The 17852-nt window shown below is 69.0% G+C and carries 18 protein-coding genes; 11 read left to right on the top strand and 7 right to left on the bottom strand.

Going from position 1 to position 17852, the window contains the following annotated elements; all coding sequences use genetic code 11:
- Positions 1-9: 9 nt before the first annotated feature.
- The gene (locus SFB74_RS05070) at positions 10-933 is read right to left on the bottom strand and encodes a LysR family transcriptional regulator (RefSeq protein ID WP_432729662.1); all 924 of its coding nucleotides are present in this window, start codon (positions 931-933) and stop codon (positions 10-12) included.
- A gap of 110 nt (positions 934-1043) precedes the next feature.
- On the opposite strand from SFB74_RS05070, the gene SFB74_RS05065 reads away from it, so the two are divergent.
- The 8 genes from SFB74_RS05065 to SFB74_RS05030 all read left to right on the top strand — a co-directional run bounded on the left by SFB74_RS05065 (position 1044) and on the right by SFB74_RS05030 (position 7494).
- Positions 1044-2093, top strand: a complete 1050-nt coding sequence (locus tag SFB74_RS05065) for a Gfo/Idh/MocA family protein (protein ID WP_432729661.1) — start codon at positions 1044-1046, stop codon at positions 2091-2093.
- Between the two features lie 108 nt (positions 2094-2201).
- Entirely contained in the window at positions 2202-2870 is a 669-nt protein-coding gene (locus SFB74_RS05060) for an amino acid ABC transporter permease (RefSeq protein ID WP_432729660.1), read from the top strand.
- Positions 2871-2883: 13 nt separating this feature from the next.
- On the top strand, positions 2884-3531 hold the full coding sequence (locus SFB74_RS05055) for an amino acid ABC transporter permease (protein WP_420824214.1): 648 nt from the start codon (positions 2884-2886) through the stop codon (positions 3529-3531).
- 73 nt (positions 3532-3604) lie between these two features.
- A complete protein-coding gene (locus SFB74_RS05050) occupies positions 3605-4438 on the top strand; it encodes a transporter substrate-binding domain-containing protein (RefSeq protein WP_432729658.1) in 834 nt (277 codons plus the stop codon).
- 86 nt (positions 4439-4524) lie between these two features.
- A complete protein-coding gene (locus tag SFB74_RS05045; RefSeq protein WP_432731881.1) occupies positions 4525-5244 on the top strand; it encodes an amino acid ABC transporter ATP-binding protein in 720 nt (239 codons plus the stop codon).
- Entirely contained in the window at positions 5241-6050 is an 810-nt protein-coding gene (locus SFB74_RS05040; protein WP_432729657.1) for a sugar phosphate isomerase/epimerase family protein, read from the top strand. Before SFB74_RS05045 ends, SFB74_RS05040 begins: the two co-directional genes overlap by 4 nt.
- Before the next feature lie 50 nt (positions 6051-6100).
- Positions 6101-6547, top strand: a complete 447-nt coding sequence (gene aroQ, locus SFB74_RS05035; protein ID WP_432729656.1) for a type II 3-dehydroquinate dehydratase — start codon at positions 6101-6103, stop codon at positions 6545-6547.
- 116 nt (positions 6548-6663) lie between these two features.
- Entirely contained in the window at positions 6664-7494 is an 831-nt protein-coding gene (locus SFB74_RS05030; protein ID WP_432729654.1) for a TorF family putative porin, read from the top strand.
- 151 nt (positions 7495-7645) lie between these two features.
- On the opposite strand, the gene SFB74_RS05025 is transcribed toward SFB74_RS05030, so the two are convergent.
- Positions 7646-8674: a Bug family tripartite tricarboxylate transporter substrate binding protein gene (locus tag SFB74_RS05025; RefSeq protein ID WP_432729653.1), complete on the bottom strand. Its 1029-nt coding sequence runs from the start codon at positions 8672-8674 to the stop codon at positions 7646-7648.
- Between the two features lie 138 nt (positions 8675-8812).
- Here SFB74_RS05025 and SFB74_RS05020 point away from each other — a divergent pair, with 138 nt between their 5' ends.
- The 3 genes from SFB74_RS05020 (at position 8813) to SFB74_RS05010 (ending at position 11874) form a co-directional block, all read left to right on the top strand.
- Complete coding sequence (locus SFB74_RS05020; RefSeq protein ID WP_432729651.1) at positions 8813-10480, top strand: MBL fold metallo-hydrolase; 1668 nt, start codon at positions 8813-8815, stop codon at positions 10478-10480.
- Positions 10477-11196 carry an RNA pseudouridine synthase gene (locus tag SFB74_RS05015; RefSeq protein ID WP_432729649.1) on the top strand — a complete coding sequence of 240 codons (720 nt, stop codon included), beginning with the start codon at positions 10477-10479 and terminating at the stop codon, positions 11194-11196. The genes SFB74_RS05020 and SFB74_RS05015 overlap by 4 nt, the downstream gene beginning before the upstream one ends.
- Before the next feature lie 135 nt (positions 11197-11331).
- A complete protein-coding gene (locus SFB74_RS05010; RefSeq protein WP_432729648.1) occupies positions 11332-11874 on the top strand; it encodes a hypothetical protein in 543 nt (180 codons plus the stop codon).
- Here the strand turns inward: SFB74_RS05010 and SFB74_RS05005 are convergent.
- The 5 genes from SFB74_RS05005 to SFB74_RS04985 are packed head-to-tail and all read right to left on the bottom strand — an operon-like array spanning position 11864 to position 17852.
- A complete protein-coding gene (locus SFB74_RS05005) occupies positions 11864-13096 on the bottom strand; it encodes a multidrug effflux MFS transporter (protein WP_432729647.1) in 1233 nt (410 codons plus the stop codon). The two genes, SFB74_RS05010 and SFB74_RS05005, sit on opposite strands and share 11 nt — an antisense overlap.
- Positions 13093-14568 carry an efflux transporter outer membrane subunit gene (locus SFB74_RS05000; RefSeq protein ID WP_432729646.1) on the bottom strand — a complete coding sequence of 492 codons (1476 nt, stop codon included), beginning with the start codon at positions 14566-14568 and terminating at the stop codon, positions 13093-13095. The genes SFB74_RS05005 and SFB74_RS05000 overlap by 4 nt, the downstream gene beginning before the upstream one ends.
- Positions 14565-15506 carry an efflux RND transporter periplasmic adaptor subunit gene (locus SFB74_RS04995; protein WP_432729644.1) on the bottom strand — a complete coding sequence of 314 codons (942 nt, stop codon included), beginning with the start codon at positions 15504-15506 and terminating at the stop codon, positions 14565-14567. Before SFB74_RS04995 ends, SFB74_RS05000 begins: the two co-directional genes overlap by 4 nt.
- Positions 15507-15522: 16 nt before the next feature.
- Positions 15523-15729, bottom strand: coding sequence for a DUF1656 domain-containing protein (locus tag SFB74_RS04990; protein ID WP_093197076.1), 207 nt, complete (start codon positions 15727-15729; stop codon positions 15523-15525).
- Positions 15726-17852, bottom strand: coding sequence for an FUSC family protein (locus SFB74_RS04985; protein WP_432729642.1), 2127 nt, complete (start codon positions 17850-17852; stop codon positions 15726-15728). The genes SFB74_RS04990 and SFB74_RS04985 overlap by 4 nt, the downstream gene beginning before the upstream one ends.

The raw sequence follows: 17852 nt of genomic DNA, 5'->3' as shown, positions 1-17852 counted from the left end.
GGAAGGCGCTCAGCCGCGCGGCACCTCGGGGTTGATGTTCAGCGCATGCGGCCCGTTCGCCAGCTGCTTCTTCAGGAACTCCACGCACACACGGACCTTTGCCGAGCCGGCAGTGCGGGTGCTGGTCATGGCCCAGATGTCGGCCGGCTCGTGATACGCGGGCAGCACGCGCGTCACGCGGCCTTCGACCAGCGGCTGTGCCACGTCCCAGATCGACAGCAGGCAGATGCCCTTGCCGTCGATGCTCCACCCCCGCACGACGTCGCTGTGGTTGGAGCTGAAGCGGCTCGTCACCTTGACGGCCTCCATGCCCCGGGGACCCATCAGCCGCCAGTTGCCGAAAGGCTGGTCGCGCTCGCGGAACAGCAGGCACTCGTGCTCCGCAAGCTCGGCCACGGTCTTCGGATGGCCGTGCTGCGCGAGGTAGTCGGGCGAGGCGCAGAGGATGCGCCGGCTCTCGACCATGCGCTGCGCGATGAGCCGTGGCTGGGTGGGGTCGCCCACGCGGATGTCGAGGTCGAAGTTCTCGGTGATCAGGTCGACGCGCCGGTCCATCAACTCCAGCCAGACCTCGATGCGCGGATAGCGCTTGCCCAGTGCCGACAGGATGGGCGCGACGTGCTCGCGCCCGAGCCGCTGGCTGGTGGCGATGCGCAGCGGGCCCGAGGGCTCCTTCTTGGCGCTGCTGAAGGCTTCCGACATGGCGTTGGCGTCGTCGAGGATGCGCTGCGCCCACTGGTAGGCGCGCTCGCCGTCCTCGGTGATCACCACGCGCCGCGTGGTGCGGTGGAACAGGCGCACGCCGAGCTGCGATTCGAGGATGGCGATGCGCTTGCTGATGTGCGCCGACGTGGTTCCGATCTCGAGGGAGGCACCAGCGAAGCTGGAGCGCCGGGCGGCCTCGCAGAACACTTCCAGGTCTTTCAGGTCCATGGCTTTTTTATCAACGATCTGTTGATACCGGTTCAACAGAAGGCGGATTGTAGTTCTCTCTGTTGTTACTAGACTCCGCGGCAGTTCCTACAGCCAACGAGACAAGGTCCATGAGCAAACTCCCCATCGCGGTCATCGGCGCAGGCCTGATCGGCAAGACCCACATCGATCGCGCATTGAGCAGCGCCGACGTAGAACTGGTCGGCATCGCCGATCCGACACCGGCGGCGGCCGAGCTGGCGCGCTCGGCCGGCGTGCCCTGCTTCGCAGACCATCGCGCGATGCTCGCCGAGACGATGCCCAGGGGCGTGGTCGTCGCGACGCCGAACGCGACGCATGCGCGCATCACCATCGAGTGCCTGGAGCGCGGCGCGGCGGTGCTGGTCGAGAAGCCCATCGCCGACACGCTCGAAGACGGACGGCGCATCTGCGAGGCGTCGAAGGCCACCGGACTGCCGGTGCTGGTGGGCCACCAGCGCCGCCACAACCCGATCATGCGCAGGGCGCGGGCCATCGTTGCCGGGGGCACGCTGGGGCGCCCGGTGAGCGCGACGGTGCTGTGCACCTGGTTCAAGCCGCGCGACTACTTCGACGTGACGTGGCGGCGCCAGCAGGGCGGCGGGCCGATCCTGATCAACCTGATCCACGACATCGACCTGATGCGCCATCTCTACGGCGAAATCGAGAGCGTGCAGGCGCTGGCCTCGAATGCGGTGCGCGGCTTCGAGGTCGAGGACACGGCCGCGGTGGTGCTGCGGTTCCGCAATGGCGCGCTGGGCACGGTCACGGTGTCCGACACGGCGGTGGCGCCCTGGAACTGGGACCTGGGCGTGGGAGAGGCGGAGCGCTTTCCGCGCCAGGACATCAACGCGCACTTCTATTCGGGCACCGAGGGCTCTCTGACGCTGCCGCGCCTGGAGCTCTGGCGCTACCGCGAGGACCAGGGCCCGGCCGAGGGCTGGCACGACCCACTGACGCAGGAGCGCACCGCCGTGCACACCGGCTGCCCGTACACCGAGCAGATACGCCACTTCGCCGCACTCATCGAGGGCCGCGAAGAGCCGGTGTGCTCCGCGCTCGACGGCTTCCGAACGCTCGAAGCGACCCTAGCGGTGACGGAGGCGGCAGCCACCGGAGGCAGCGTGACCCTGCCTTCGTAGGACACGCACGCGCCCCGACGCGGGCGCCGGGCCTTCACGCAGGCCCCTGCAGTGAGACAGAGAGAGACATCGAACAAGAACCGCTCAACGAGACAAGAGCAAACAGCCATGAGCTACACATTCGACTTCGCGGTGCTGCTGCCGCATTGGGAAGCCTTCGCCGAAGGCTGCTGGCTGACGCTGCGGCTTTCCGCCGTGTCGGTGGCCATAGGCTTGGCCGCGGGCCTGCTGACCGTGCTCGGCAAGCGGTCGCCGGTGAAAGGGCTACGCTGGCTCGCCGAGGCCTACATCGAGCTGATCCGCAACACGCCGTTCCTGGTGCAGGTGCTGTTCGTCTTTTTCGGCCTGCCATCGCTCGGGGTCAGCCTCACGCCGAACACAGCCGCGGTGCTGGCGCTGAGCCTGAACCTCGGAGCCTTCTCGGCGGAGATCCTGCGCACGGGCATCGAGTCGGTGCCGCGCGGGCAGTTCGAGGCCGGCGCGGCGCTCGGCCTGAGCCCCCTGCAGACGCTGCGCTGCGTGGTCATCAAGCCCGCGCTGCGCACGATCTATCCGGCACTGACGGGGCAGTTCGTGATGCTGCTGCTGACGACCAGCATCGTCTCGTCGATCTCGGCCGAGGAGCTGACATCGGTCGCGCAGAACATCGACTCGGCCACCTTCCGCAGCTTCGAGGTCTACATCGTCGCAGCACTGCTGTACCTGGCGATGTCGACGATCTTCTCGACAGTGTTCAAGGCGATCGACCGGCTGTACTTCTCGTACCCCGCACGGTGAGGAGGCGATCATGATCCGCGACTTCACGCTGACCGAGTTCTGGCTCGTCGCCGCCGGCCTGGGCGCCACGCTCGCGCTGTCCGCCATCGCCTTCATCGGCGGCAGCCTGGCGGGGCTGCTGGTGGCGCTGGCGCGCACGGCGCCCGCAAAGGGGCTGCGCATGACCGCAGCCGCTTTCATCGACTTCTTCCAGGGCACGCCGATGCTGCTGCAGCTGTTCCTGGTGTTCTACGGATTGCCGGTGCTCGGATGGAAGGTCAACGTCTGGGTGGCCGCGGCCGTGGGGCTGACGCTGCATGCCGGCGCCTTCCTCGGAGAGATCTGGCGCGGCGGCATCCAGGCGGTGCCGCGCGGGCAGACCGAGGCCGCCGCCGCGCTGGGGCTCGGCTACGGCGCGCGCATGCGCTACGTGGTGCTGCCGCAGGCGCTGCGCATGTCGTTCGCGCCCACGGTCGGCTTCCTGGTGCAGCTCATCAAGGGCACGTCGCTGGCGGCCATCATCGGCTTCGTCGAACTCTCGCGCTCGGGCCAGCTGGTTTCCAGCATCACCTACAAGCCGCTGCTCGCCTTCGGGCTGGTGGGGGCCTGCTACTTCGCGATCTGCTTTCCGCTGTCGCGCTACAGCGCACGGCTGGAGCGGCGCTTCGCCGCCGGTCATTGACTCCCCTTTTCGATTCCCTTCCGACAGACAGAGAACCGCGGATCCCACCGCATCCACCCGAGGAGCACAAATCATGTTCAGACAATTCATCCGCCGCGCCGCGCTCGTGCTGCTGCTGGGGCTGGCAATGCAAGGCCTCGCACAAGCGCAGAAAGTGGCCGAAATCAAAAAGGCCGGCGTGCTGAAGATCGGCGCGCAGGTGGCCCAGGTGCCCTGGGGCTTCAGCGACAAGGGCGGCAAGCTGACGGGCTACGACATCGAGTTCGCGGAAATGCTCGCAAAGGACCTGGGCGTGAAGCCCGAGTTCACGCCGGTGACGGTGGCCAACCGCACAGCGGCGCTGCTGACCGGGCAGGTCGACATGCTTACGGCGGTGGTCACGATCCTTGCCGACCGGCAGAAGGTCGTGCTGTTCTCGCGGCCCTACTCGTATCTCGAGACGGTGCTGATCGGCAAGACCGGCTCGCCGCCGATGAAGAGCTACGCCGACCTGAAGGGCCTGCGCATCGGCGTGCCGCGCGGCAGCGTGCAGGACTCGTCGGTGACGCAGGCCAGGACGGGCGCGACCATCCAGCGCTTCGACGACGATGCCGCGGCGGTGCAGGCGCTGCTCTCGGGCCAGGTGGATCTGGCCGGCGCCGCGAACTCGCAGCTGGGCCCGATCGCACAGGTCGCGGGCGCCGGCAAGTACGAGGTCAAGCTGGTGGTGGCACGCGGCTTCCAGGGCGCCACCGTGCGGCCGGGCGAGCGCGAATGGGTCGGCTACATCAACGACTTCATCGGGCGCAAGATGGCCAGCGGCGAACTGCCCGCGCTCTACAAGAAATGGATCGGGCAGGAGATGGACAAGGACCTGCCGGCCTCCGGCGAGACCGAAGCCGCCCTGCCCCGCGTGGTGACGAAGTGATGGCGCCAGTCATGACCTCCCAGGACTCCGGCATCGCCCCGGACCACGCCGTGCCTCATGCGGTCGGCGCGGAAACCGTGATCTCGATGGAAAAGGTCAGCAAGTGGTACGGCACGATGCAGGTGCTGACCGACATCGACCTGAAGGTGCGCAAGGGCGAGCGCATCGTCATCTGCGGACCATCGGGCTCGGGCAAGTCGACGACCATCCGCTGCATCAACCGGCTGGAGCCCTACCAGAAGGGCCGCATCGTCGTCGGCGGCATCGACCTCGGTGCCGACGCGAGAAACGTCAAGGCCGTGCGTGCCGAGGTCGGCATGGTGTTCCAGCAGTTCAACCTGTTCCCGCATCTAACGGTGCTGGAGAACTGCATGCTCGCGCCGATGAAGGTGCGCGGCACGGGCAAGGCCGAAGCCGAAGCCACGGCGATGAAGTACCTGTCGCGCGTTCGCATTCCCGAGCATGCGAAGAAGTACCCGGCGCAACTCTCCGGCGGCCAGCAGCAGCGCGTTGCCATTGCCAGGGCGCTGTGCATGACGCCGGGCATCATGCTTTTCGACGAGCCGACCTCTGCGCTCGACCCCGAGATGGTGAAGGAAGTGCTCGACACCATGATCGGCCTGGCCGAGGAAGGCATGACGATGCTGTGCGTGACGCACGAAATGGGCTTCGCGCGCGCGGTGGCCGACCGAGTGCTTTTCATGGACCGCGGCGAGATCGTCGAGCAGGCGCCGCCGGAAGAGTTCTTCATGAACCCGAGGCACGCGCGGCTGCGCGATTTTCTCGGACAGGTGCTCCACAAATGACGCCCCTGTCCATTGCCCACCTGACGGTGCTCGACGTGGCGCCGCCCGAGCTGTTCGACCTTGCGGCCGAGGCCGGCTTCCAGAACGTCGGCATCCGCATCCTTCCCGCCGCGCCCGGTGCGGTCTCGTATCCGCCGAGCGCGGCCACGGTGCCGATGTGGCGACGTCGCATGGCAGATGCCGGCGTGGGCATCCACGACGTCGAATTCATTCCGCTCACGCCCGAGGTCCGCATCGGCGAGTTCGCTCCGGTGCTGGCACTGGCTGCGGAACTGGGCGCGAGGCGCATCAACGTGTCGGGCGACGATACCGACGCGGGTCGCCTCGTCGACCGCTTCGGCGCGCTGTGCGATCTCGCGGCGAACGTCGGCCTCGGGGTGGACCTGGAGTTCATGCGCTTCCGCATCGTCGGCACGCTGCCGCAGGCGCTCGCAATCGTCAAGCGCGCGGGCCGGGCCAACGGGCGACTGCTGATCGACGTGCTGCATCTGTTCCGCTCCGGTGGCACGGCGGAAATGTTGCGGGAAGTGCCGGCCAGCGCGCTGGGCTCGGTGCAACTGTGCGATGCGCCGCGCAAAGACCCGACGGATGCCGGCATCGTGGCCGAGGCGCGCGAAGGGCGCCTGTTTCCCGGCGAAGGCGAACTGCCGTTGAAGGCTTTCATGGACGCGTTGCCGCGGGACATACCCGTCGGCGTGGAAGTGCCGACCGGCAGCACCCACCCGGCGCTCGGGCACGCGGAGCGCGCGGCTGGAGCGTGCACAGCGGCGCGCGAGCTTCTCGCGTCATGGCAGCCATCGCGCTGATGGCGACACCGTCACCGACCAAACCATCAACACCACGGAAGGAAACAGCGATGAACGTGCTCATGCTTCACGGCATCAACCACAACATGTTCGGCAAGCGCGACCCGAAGCAGTACGGGACGACCACGCTGGCAGAGATCGACGCCGCACTGCAGGCGCTCGGCCGCGAGCTGGGCGCCGAGGTCGAGAGCTACCAGACGAACAGCGAGGGCGCGATGTGCGAACGCATCCACCAGGCCTTCGAGCAGGGCAAGGACGCGGTGCTGATCAACGCCGGCGCATGGACCCACTACAGCTACGGCATCCGCGATGCGCTGGCAATACTGACCTGCCCGGTGGTGGAGCTGCACATGTCGAACATCCACGCGCGCGAGGAGTTCCGCCACAAGTCGGTCTTCGCCGAGATCGTCAAGGGGCAGATCTGCGGCTTCGGCGTGGACAGCTACCTGCTGGCGTTACGCGCCGCGGTGTCGGCCGCCAGGCAAGAGGCCTCCTAGTTCCGTCGCGGCCCGCGTCTCGATGAAACTTTTGCGCCGCGGGCCTCGATTTTTACGCGGCGTTTAGGCGCCCGCTCCTACGCTGCCGGCTCCTCCATACGTCAGCGATTCTTTCGATGAAAAACATCCTTCGCACCGCCCTGCCGGTGCTCGCCCTTCCTGTTCTTTCCGCTCTTCCGATGCTCGCGAGCGCGCAGCTCACGGGCAACGTGGCACTCACCAGCAACTACAAGTTCCGCGGCCAGGACCAGGACATGCTGGGCAAGAACGACTATGCCAAGACCAGCGCGTTCAAGCCCGCCATCCAGGGCGGCTTCGACTACGCCTTCGGCGACAGCGGCTTCTACGTGGGCAACTGGAACTCCAGCGTCAACTGGCTCAAGGGCAACAGCATCGAGAGCGACATCTACGGCGGCTACAAATTCAAGGCCGGCCCCTTCGACATGGACGTGGGCGCGCTCACGTACATCTATCCGGGCAACTCGTCGGGCAACACGACGGAGCTCTACGGCAGCGCGGGCTACACCGACGAGACCATCGGCTCGTTCACGCTGAAGTACTCGCACACGGTGTCGAAGGACTACTTCAACTACGCCGGCAACAAGGCCGGCTCGGGCCTGAAGGGCACCAACACCGGCTACCTGAACCTGGCCTACAGCAAGGAGATCTTTCCCAAGGTAACGCTGAAGGTGGCCGTGGGCTACACGAACATGTCGAGCGACATCCGCAGCCTGGGCTACAAGAGCTACGTCGACTACAACGTGGGCGCGAGCTACGACTTCGGCAACGGCCTGTCGCTGGCCGGCTCGGTGCAGGGAGCCAACAAGCAGAGCTCGTACCTTTCAGTGAGCAATCCGGGTGTCGACCTGGGCTTCGGCGCCTTCGGCAAGCAGACCTACTCGCCGAACAAGGCGCGCTTCATCCTCACGCTGACCAAGACGCTTTGATGGGCCGTGCCCCCATGCCGGCAGCGCCCCGACAGCGTGCCCCGTGCACAGCGCGTCGGGTGCTCCCCGCAGCGAAATAGAGGAGGAGGCCGCAGGCCGGGGGACATTCGCGGAGGGGAGCACCCGGCGGCCTGTGCACGCCCCCGAGGCTTCAGTCGATGCTGATGTTCGCCGCCTTGGCAACCTCGGCCCACTTCACGCGGTTGTCGTGCACGGTCTTCTTGAACTGCGCCGGCGACTCGATGCGCACGGTGTTCCCCTGGCTCTCGAAGCGCTCGCGGATCTCGGGGGTCTCGAGCACCGCCTTCACTGCCGCGTTGAGCTTGTCGACGATCTGCGGGTCGGTGCCCTTGGGCGCGAAGATGCCGAACCAGATCGAGCTGTCGAAGCCCTTGGTGCCGGGCAGGCCGCTCGACGCGATGGTGGGCACCTCCTTCACCGCCGGCACGGCCGTGGCGGTGGTCACGCCCAGCAGGCGCACCTTGCCGGCCTTGTAGTGCGGCAGCACGGTCTGCACCTGGTTCATGATGCAGCACGTTTCACCGCGCACCACCGACGTGATGGCCTCGGGGCCGCCCTTGTAGGGCACGTGCACCATGTTCAGGCCCAGGCGCGAGTTGAACTCGGCAAAGGCCATGTGCGTGCCGGCGCCGTTGCCTGTAGACGCATAGTTGTACTTGCCGGGGTTGGCCTTGACCAGCTCGACGAATTCCTTCAAGGTCTTGACGTTGATCACGTCGGGATTGATGGTGAGCACGTTCGACACGTCGAGCACCGGGGCCACCGGCACGAAGTCGGCCTCCACGTCGAACGGCAGCTTCTTGTAGAGCGCGGCGTTGCTGCCATGCGTGGCGGCGGTGCCGAACGAGAGCGTGTAGCCGTCGGGCTTGGAGTGGGCCACGTAGTCGCTGGCGATGTTGCCCGCGGCGCCCGACTTGTAGTCGATGATGACCGGCTTGCCGAGCTGCTTCGACAGCGGCTCCTGGATGGCGCGGGCCACCACGTCCACGCCCGAGCCGGCCGGAAAGCCCATGATGAGCGTGACGGGTTGTTGCGGCCAGTCGTGCGCGGCGTGCTGGGCGAAGGCGGCGGGCACGGCGAGCGATGCCGTGGCCAGCAGCAGCCCGCGGCGGGTGAATCTGGTGAATCTGGCAAGACGGGTGAGTGGAGAATGAGCCATTGCAGTCTTTCGGTCGGTCAGTCTTTTGTCTTCAATGCAGACAGTGCAGGCGCGCATTGTGGCGCGCGGCTGATGCCCGATTCCATATGAGCTTATGCGCGACATGCACGTACCGCGCCCGCTCTCCATAATTGGCCCATGGTCCGTTCCTCCCAACAACTACATATCCCACGCGAGCCAGCGCCCCTGCGCCCGGCCGCCACGGTGCTGCTGCTGCGCGACAGCGCCGCCGGCATCGAAGTGCTCATGACCCGCCGTTCCGCCACCGCCAGCTTCGCGCCCGGCGCGTACGTGTTTCCCGGCGGCCACATCGACGAAGCCGACGAGGCGGCCAAGCGCATCGCCACGCGCCGCCCCACGCAGAGCCGCGTGCAGCGCACGCAGGCCATCGCGGCCATCCGCGAGGCCTTCGAGGAGCTGGGCATCCTGCTCGCGCACCACGTCGACGGCAGCCCCGTCACGGCCGAGGCCATCGCCGCGATGGACCGTGGCAACACCGCCGGCACCGCCTTCGCCGACCAGTGCGCCGCGCGCGGCCTGGTGCTCGATTCCGACCGCGTCTTCACCTTCGCGCACTGGATGACCGACCGCGACCTGCCCCGTCGCTTCGACGTGCCCTTCCTGGTGGCGCGCATGCCCGAGGGCCAGACGCCCACGGCCGACGAGAACGAGCAGTTTGAGCCCTGCTGGGTGCGCCCCGCCGATGCGCTGGCGCGCCATGAGGCCGGCACCTTCTTCATGATCTTCCCGACCGTGCGCACGCTGCAGCGCATGGCCACCTATGCGACGGTCGACGCCCTGCTCGCGGCCTGCGCCGGCGAGGTTCCGCTGTGGACCAGCTGCCCGCGCGCCGGCCTGCTCAAGGGCGAGGACGCGCGCTACATGGAGCACGAGTCGCCCTACGGCGAACTCGCGCTGGTCTGCCCCGACGGCCAGGTGCTGCACGCGCTCGACTGGCAGAGCGAAACCCCGGTGCCGCTGCTGAAAAACGTGATGCGCCTGACCGCGCCCAACGCCAGCATCATGACCGGCCCCGGCACCAACAGCTACATCGTGGGCGACGCGGCCACGGGCTACATCGTGATCGACCCGGGCCCGAACGACTTCGACCACATCGGCCGGCTGTGGCGCGCCACGCGCGGCGACATCCGCATGATCGTCTGCACGCACTCGCATGCCGACCACTCGCCGGGCGCGGCGCCGCTGCAGGCGCTGTGCAAGAACGGCAGCAAGCCACCGATCCTAGGACTGGCCTCGAAGCCGACGGCACGCGCCACCGCGCGCTTCACGCCCGAGCGCGAACTGGACGACGGCGAACGCCTGTTGCTCTCGGGCACCAACGACGCCGGCGAGGCCGTCACGCACACGCTGCGCGTGGTCCACACGCCAGGCCACGCGGCCAACCACCTGTGCCTGGTGCTGGAGGAAGACGGCCTGCTCTTCTCGGGCGACCACATCCTCAACGGCAGCACCACGGTGATCGATCCGCCCGACGGCGACATGAGCGCGTACCTCGATTCGCTCGATGCGCTCGACAAGGCCTGCGAGGCCGGCGGCATCGAGTTCATCCTGCCCGCGCACGGCTACGTGATCGGCTTCGCCCGCATCGCCATCGGCATGCTGAAGGCGCACCGCCTGAAGCGCGAGGCCAAGATCGCCGCCGCGATGCAGACGCTGCCCGAAGGCACGCCCGAGCAATGGCTTCCGCTGGCCTACGACGACGTGCCCGAGCGCATGTGGCCGGTGGCGGCGCGCTCGCTGGCCGCGCATGTGGCGCGCATCCGCCAGCTGGCGGCGGCCCGATGAACATGAATGCTCCCGCCGAAGACGAAGGCATCCGCCTCGCCAAGCGCGTGGCGGCGCTGGCCGGCGTATCGCGCCGCGAAGCCGAGCTGCTGATAGAGAACGGCGCGGTGCGCGTGGACGGCGTGCAGCAGACGCTGCCGCAATCGCGCGTGCTGCCGCACCAGCGGGTGGAGATCGAGGCCGGCGTGAAGCCGCAGCCGGTGGAACCCGTCACATTGCTGCTGTACAAGCCTGCCGGCATGGCGACCGACAACGCGCATCAACTGCTGATTGCATCGAACCACCACGAACCCGAGCGCGCCGGGCTGCGCTTCCTGCCGGCGCATGCAAGGGGGCAGCGCTGCATGACGCCGCTCGAGACCGGCGCGAGCGGGCTGGTGGCCTACACGCAGGAATGGCGCGTCGAGCGCAAGCTGCACGAAGACGCGGCCTTCCTCGAACACGAAGTGATGGTGGACGTGGCCGGCGCGGTAAGCCCCGAGGTGCTCGCGCGGCTGGAGCGTTCGCCGGCGCGTGTGAGCATCGGACGGCAGACCGATGAGCAGACCGGCCTGCGCTTCGCGCTCAAGGGCGCGCGGCCGGGGCAGATCGCCCACATCTGCGACGGCGTGAACCTGCGAATCCTGGCGATGCGGCGCATCCGCATCGGCCGCGTGCCGCTGGCGGGGCTGCAGCCCGGGCAGTGGCGCTACCTTGCACCCCACGAACGCTTCTGACAACAACAGGCAAGAACGAAGAAGAAGAGTCGGGAAGAGAAGACAGAGGACGACAACGACGATGCACCGCATGTTCGCGGCCCGCAATTTCCAGCCCGCGGCCTCCAGGGGCCGCCCTCAGGGAGAGACTGAGTCATGAAGTTCGGAACACCGGGCACTGCCCTGGCCTGCACCGTGCCGCTGGCACTGGTGACGGGTTGTGCCTACCTCACGCCCGCACCGCCGCCCCCGCCGCCGGCACCGCCGCCGCCCATCGTCTCGAAGGACGGCCTCGCGCCCATCACCGAGGAGCAGGTCGAGCGCATCCGCGAGGCCATCGCCAGCAAGCCCCCGAGCCCGGCCGTGGGCAAGGTGGTGCGCAGCGCCTCGCCGACCATCGAATCCTTCGTGCGCACCGAAGGCTGCATCACCGCGCGCAACGGCGCGGTGCTCAACCCCTTCGCCGCGCCCGGGCGCCTGTTCGACGGCACTGGCTTCCAGGGCGGGCCGATGTCGGAGATGCAGTACCACGACAAGACCGCCTGCGTGACGGTGAAGCGCATCCAGAACTGGAAGATGGTTTCGCCGAAGCTGCTGCGCTTCGAGGTGGTCTACGTGGGCGACGACGGCGAGGAGCGCGCCATCAAGCGCCACGAACTGGTGCGCCAGCCCAAGGGCGGCTGGCTGTTCACGCGCTGAGCTTCGTTGCTTCAGCCGCACGCTTCTGCGTGCGCAGCGCGACCGCGAACGACAGCTGCGCCACGATGCCCGCTCCCGCCAGCACGATGGCCGAGGCCAGCGCCGGATTGCTGTGCCCCATGCCCGCGAGCGCGGTGCACAGCGCGCCCACGGCCATCTGCGTGAAGCCGTAGAGGCCCGAGGCCGAGCCGATGACCTGCGGGTTGACGCTGATCGCCTGCGTGAGCGCGGCCGGCGAGGCCATGCCGGCGCCCACGGTGAAGAGGAACATGCAGGCGACGATCAGCGGCACCGAGAGATGGCCGGTCAGCGCCGCCCCGAGCAGCACGAAGGCCGCGGCCACGCTCAGCGCGTTCGAGCGGATCATGAGCCGGTCGACCCGCACGCGCGAGATCAGGTGGCTGGTGAGGAAGCTGCCCAGCCACACGCCCGACACCAGGATGGCGAGGTAGATGCCCGCCTCGTGCGCCGGCCGGTGCAGCTGGTCCACGAAGATGAAAGGCGCCGAAGCGATGAAGGCATACATCGACGTGGTAGCGCAGCCGCCACCGATCGAGAAGCCCAGGAAGGCCGGCGAGGCCAGCAGCTTGCGGTAGTTGCGCCCGAGTTCGCGCACGTTCACCGCGGCGCCGGGCGCGCCGGTCTCGGGCAGCATGCGCCAGGTGAAGAGAAAGCCCACCACGCCCAGGCCGAAGAGCGCATAGAAGATGGAACGCCAGCCCAGCGCCGTGGCCAGCGCACCGCCGATCAGCGGAGCGAGGCTCGGGCCGATGGTGACCATCAGGTTCATCAGCGCGAGCCGGCGCGTGGCTTCCAGCGGTTCGGCCGTATCGCGCACGATGCTGCGCCCCAGCACGAGGCCGGAGCAGCCGCCGATGGCCTGGAACAGCCGCGCGGCGATGAGCGAATGCACCTCGGGCGCCAGCGCGGCGGCGAGGCCCGCCACGCAGTAGATGGCCAGCCCGCACAGCAGCACCGGCCGCCGCCCGAAGCGGTCGGCCAGCGGGCCGTACACCAGTTGGCCCACCGCAAGGCCGAAGATGTAGAGGCTCACGGTCATCTGCATCGCGGCGATGCCGGCGCCCAGGCTCTGGGCGGCGATGGGCAGCGCGGGCACGAAGACGTGCATGGCCAGCGTGCCGCTGAAAGTCACCAGCGCGAGCAGCCACAGCGGCGCGTGCGGGCGGCGCTGCGGCTGCGCGGATGTGGTGGTCGGCGTCATTGCCCGGGGTTGGCCGGTGTCGACCCCTGCGCGAGATGGGCTTCGTCGGACTCCCAGCCGCCGCCAAGCGCCATGAACAGCACGACCTGGTCGTCGGCCAGTTGCGCTTCGCTGGCCGCGAGCGCGGCTTCGCTGGCGGCCAGCGAACGCTCCGCGTCGAGCGAATCGAGGTAGCCGGTGCGGCCGTTCTGGTAGAGCTGGCGCGCCTGCGCCGCGACCTTGGCGCTTTCGTCGCGAGAGGCCTGCAGCGCGGCGCGTCGGTCTAGCTCGCGTGCATAGGTGGCGAGCGCGGTCTCGGTTTCGCGCAGCGCGGTGAGCACGGTGCCGTCGAACTTGGCAAGCGCGGCGCGCGTGCCGGCCTCGGCCTGCGCGATGCGGGACTGCGCCACGCCGGTGTTCGGAATGGTCCACGAGATCAGCGGGCCGAGGCTCCAGGCGAAGGTGTCCTTGCGGCCGAAGCCGTCGGCATGGCCTACGGAAGAGCCCGAGAGCCCCAGCGTGACTTTCGGATAGAGCTCGGCCGTGGCCACGCCGATGCGCGCGGTCGATGCGGCGAGGCTGCGTTCGGCCTGGCGGATGTCGGGGCGGCGGCGCAGCAGCGCGGCTCCGTCGCCCACCGGCAGCACGCCGGCCACGCGCGGAGGCACGGTGCAGTCGGCCACCTCGCGCGGAAAGTCCTGCGGCAGCGCGCCCGTGAGCGTGGCGAGGCGGTACAGCGCGCCCTGTCGCTCGGCCTTCAGCGGCGGCAGCGCGGCGTTCAACTGCTGCAGCTGCGCGCGTGCGCGGTTCGCATCGATGGCGCCTGCGCGGCCCGCACGCTGCAGGCGGTCGGTGACGTTGACGGCGTCCTGCTGCAGCGCGACGGACTTCTGCGCGATCTGCAGCCGCAGGCCGGTGGAACAGGCTTCGGCGTACGCGCGCGCGGTACCGGCCGCGACGTTCACGCGCACGAGGTCGAGCGCGGCTTCGGCGGCTTGCGTGCTGGCCTGCGAGGCCTCGATGGCGCGGCGGATCTGGCCGAACAGGTCGACCTGGTAGGACAGCGAGGCGCCCGCGCTGTAGTTGAAGGTGCTCGGCGGCTCGTAGCCCTTCTGCAGCAGCGACAGGCCCGAGACGTGGCCGAACGAAGGGCCGCCGTTGACGCCGATGGTGGGGTACTTGGCGCCTGCGGTCTCGTCCTCGATGGCGCGCTCGCGCTCGAGATTCGCGACGGCCTGGCGCAGGTCGGTGTTGTGCGCGAGGGCCTGCTCGACCAGCTTGTCGAGCAGCGGATCGTGATACAGGCGCCACCAGTGCGCGGGCAGCGGCGCGGCGTTGGCAGGCGCTTCGGCAAAAGGCTTGCCGGCGGCGGCCTGGCTGGCGAGCGCCTCGGGCGGCTGCTTGTAGTCGGGGCCGACCGCCGCGCAGGCCGCGAGCGCGGCGGCGGCGGCCAGCGATGCGAGGCGGAATGCGAAGCTGGTCATGTCGTTCATCCCTTCTGCGGTGCGGAGGTGGTCGCCGCCGTCTTCTGCACGGGCTTGTTCTCAAGCACCTGCACCGTGACCGTCTGGCCCGCGACGAGCCTCGCGCCCTGCGGCAGCGGATCGAGCTTGATGCGCACCGGAATGCGCTGCGCGAGCCGCACCCAGTTGAAGGTCGGGTTCACGCTGGGCAGCAGGTTGGCGCTGGTGGAGCGGTCGTGGTCGGCGATGCCGGCTGCCACGCTCTCGACCGCGCCCTCGAGCACCGCGCCGCCGCCCATGGGTGTGACCCGCACGCGGTCGCCGAGGTGGATGCGCGGCAGTTTCGTTTCCTCGAAATAGCCTTCGACGTAGAAGGACTGCGCATCGACCAGCGCGAGCACCGGCCGGCCCGCCGCGGCGTAGCTGCCCTGGCGCAGGTCGAGGTTGGTGACGAGGCCACCGGTGGGCGCGCGCACTTCGGCGCGCTGCAGGTTGAGGCGAGCCGAATCGAGCGCCACCTCGGCCTGCGCGACGGCCGCCTGCATCTGCTCGACGCGCGAGCGGGTCTGTTCGCGCGACTCCCTCGACACCAGTTCGTCGAGGCCGGTGTTGCGCGCGTTCTCGCGCTGGGCCTGGGCGCTCACGGCGCGCTGCGCGGCGAGCGCGGCCTGGGCCTGGCGCACGGCGAGGTCGTAGCGCGCGCGGTCCACCTCGAACAGCAGCGTGCCGGCGGCCACCGGCTGGTTGTCGTGGATCGGCACGGCGGTGACGAGGCCCGACACGTCGGGCGCGATCTGCACGACGTTGGCGCGCACGCGGCCGTCGCGCGTCCACGGCGCGAGTTCGTAGTGGTCCCACAGGCGCAGGCCGGCCCACACGGCGGCGGCCACCACGACCAGGGTGATGAGGATGCGGCCCAGGCGCTGGGCCCACGGATTGCTGTCGGTTGGAGTTCGGGCGGCTTTCATGGGAATCTCGTTGTTGTCATTGGAGGTAGGCGCTGGCGCGGCTCAGCGCATAGAGCAGCAGCAGGTAGAGCGCCATGTCGAAGAGCGCCGGATGCCACACCCAGCGATAGGCGCCGGTGGCCGCGAGCAGGCGGCGCACGCCCCACAGCGCGAGCAGTGCCGCGAGCGCGAGCACCATGATCCAGGGCAGGTACAGGCCGTAGAAGCTGGCTTCGCCGATCATGCGGAAGCTCCTTTGCTGTTGATCGCTGCGCTCGCCAGCACGGGCGGCGCGTCGGGAAAGAGATTGCGGCGCAGGCCGACCAGTGCGGTGACGGCCGAGCGCGAGGCGGAGGAGGAAGCGGCGTCGCGCGCGTCGAGCACGGCGCCGAGGGCCTCGTCGATCTGCGGCAGCAGGCTCTGCGGACGCGGGTTCATGCGGCCTTCGGCACGCTGGCGGAAGAAGCGCGAGATGCCGCCCAGCAGCGCCGCCGAAGTGGCCAGCGGCAGCTGGCCGCGCACGCGCTGCAGCACGGCGATGTCGGCGCCCATGCGCAGGTCGCGCAGCGCGTCGTTGGCGGCCACGCCCTCGACGGTACCGCCGGCCTGCGCGATGCGCGGCGCGAGCAGGCCGATGCGGTCGAGCATGCGCACGGCATAGGCGTCGCTCTGCGCGTACTGCGGTTGAGAGGAGGCCGCCATGTCGCCCAGCTCGCGCCAGGTGGCACGCTGGATGCGCCGCGCGCTCCAGTCGGCGCCCACTGAACGCACGAGACGCGTGACGCGCGCCGCGACCACTACGCCGACGATCTGGCCGATCATGCTGTTGATGAAGCTCACCAGGTCGGAGCTGGCGGTGTCGTGCAGCGCGAGCGTGCCGCACACGCCGAAGACCAGCGCCATGGCGGGCATGAAGTGCGTCGGGCGCGGCAGGTAGAAGCCCAGCAGCAGGAGAAGCGGCGCGCAGATGAGCACCAGCATGCCGAAGTCCTGCACCGTGGGCATGAGCACCAGCACGTAGACGGCCGAGATCGGAACGGACCACAGCGTCCACTTCAGGAAGCCGTGGATCGCCGGCACCGGGTCGTCCATGGTGGCGAAGAAGCAGCAGAAGACGGCGGCCATCATGGTCGCGGCCGAGCCCATGGGCCAGCCGGTGATGATCCAGAAGGCGCCGCACAGGCAGATGGCGATGACGGCGGCGAGCGCCGACAGCAGCGCCATGCCGTAGTCGCGGTGCAGCACGCGGCTGCCGAGCGCAGCCGTGCGGCGCAGCGGGGCTGCCCCCTTCAGGCCTTCGTCGATGTCCTGGCGAAGCTGGGCGCAGGCGGTCCAGCCGTCGACGAGTTCTTCGAGGCGGCCTGCGAGGCCGATGCGCAGGGCGCGGCTCCATTGAGTCTGTGGTTCGGAGGTCGCCGGCGTGGCACTGAGTGCATCGATGGCGCGGCGCAGGGCTTGCAGGCGCTCGGCGCGCGCTGCGGCGTCGCCGGTGGGTTCGGCTTCTTCGCGCAGCCACTGCGCGGCCTGCGCGAGCACGGCGGCCACGTCGGGCGCGATGGCGCCTTCGGCCTGCTCCAGCGCCAGCAGGCGGTCTTCGACGGCAGAGAGCGCGGGCGTGAGCGCGGCGACGCGGTCCTGCATCGCGCGGATGGCGCCGGCGGTCCAGCGCAGGTGCGTGGTGTCGAAGGGAACGTGGGTGGAGAGCAGGCGCAGCTGCGTGATGTCGCCGGCGAGGCGGCGGCGGTCGTCGTCGAGGCGCTTCGGGTCGCCGCCATTACCGCCGCTACGGCCGGCAGGCTGGAAGAGATCGCCGAGCCACTTGCGCGCGTCCTGCAACGTGCGGTCGAGCAGGCCCAGCACGGTCGGTGCGAGCCCCGCGGGCAGCACGAGGCTGTGGATGAGCGTGGCGCAGAAGATGCCCAGGCCGATCTCTTCCACGCGAGCGACGGCGGTGTCGAACAGCGCGAGCGGCGTCTGCACCGAGGGAAAGCCGATCAGCGCCGCCGTGTAGCCCGCGAGCATGAATACGTACGAACGCGGCGTGCGGTCGAAGAGCGAAATGCACAGGCACAGCCCGACCCACAACGCGAGCACCAGCGTGAGCAGTTCGGGCGCGTTGGACAGCGCCGGCACCAGCAGCACGGTGGCGGTGCTGCCGATCAGCGTGCCGAGAAAGCGATAGACAGCCTTCGAGCGCACTGCGCCGGCCAGCGGATGGGCAACGACGTAGGTGGTCATGAGCGCCCAGAACGGGCGAGGCAGGCCTGCGCGGCTGGCGAGGTACATCGCCAGCATCGCTGCGGTGAAGCTCTTGGCGGAAAAGAGGATCTCCGCGCGGCTGAAGCGCGGCAGGCTGAACGCGGCCAT

Origin of the sequence: Variovorax xiamenensis (assembly GCF_050916385.1) — a bacterium.
GTDB lineage: Bacteria > Pseudomonadota > Gammaproteobacteria > Burkholderiales > Burkholderiaceae_C > Variovorax.
The sequence above is the reverse complement of the archived record's forward strand: the minus strand, read 5'-3'. Positions and strand labels throughout refer to the sequence as shown.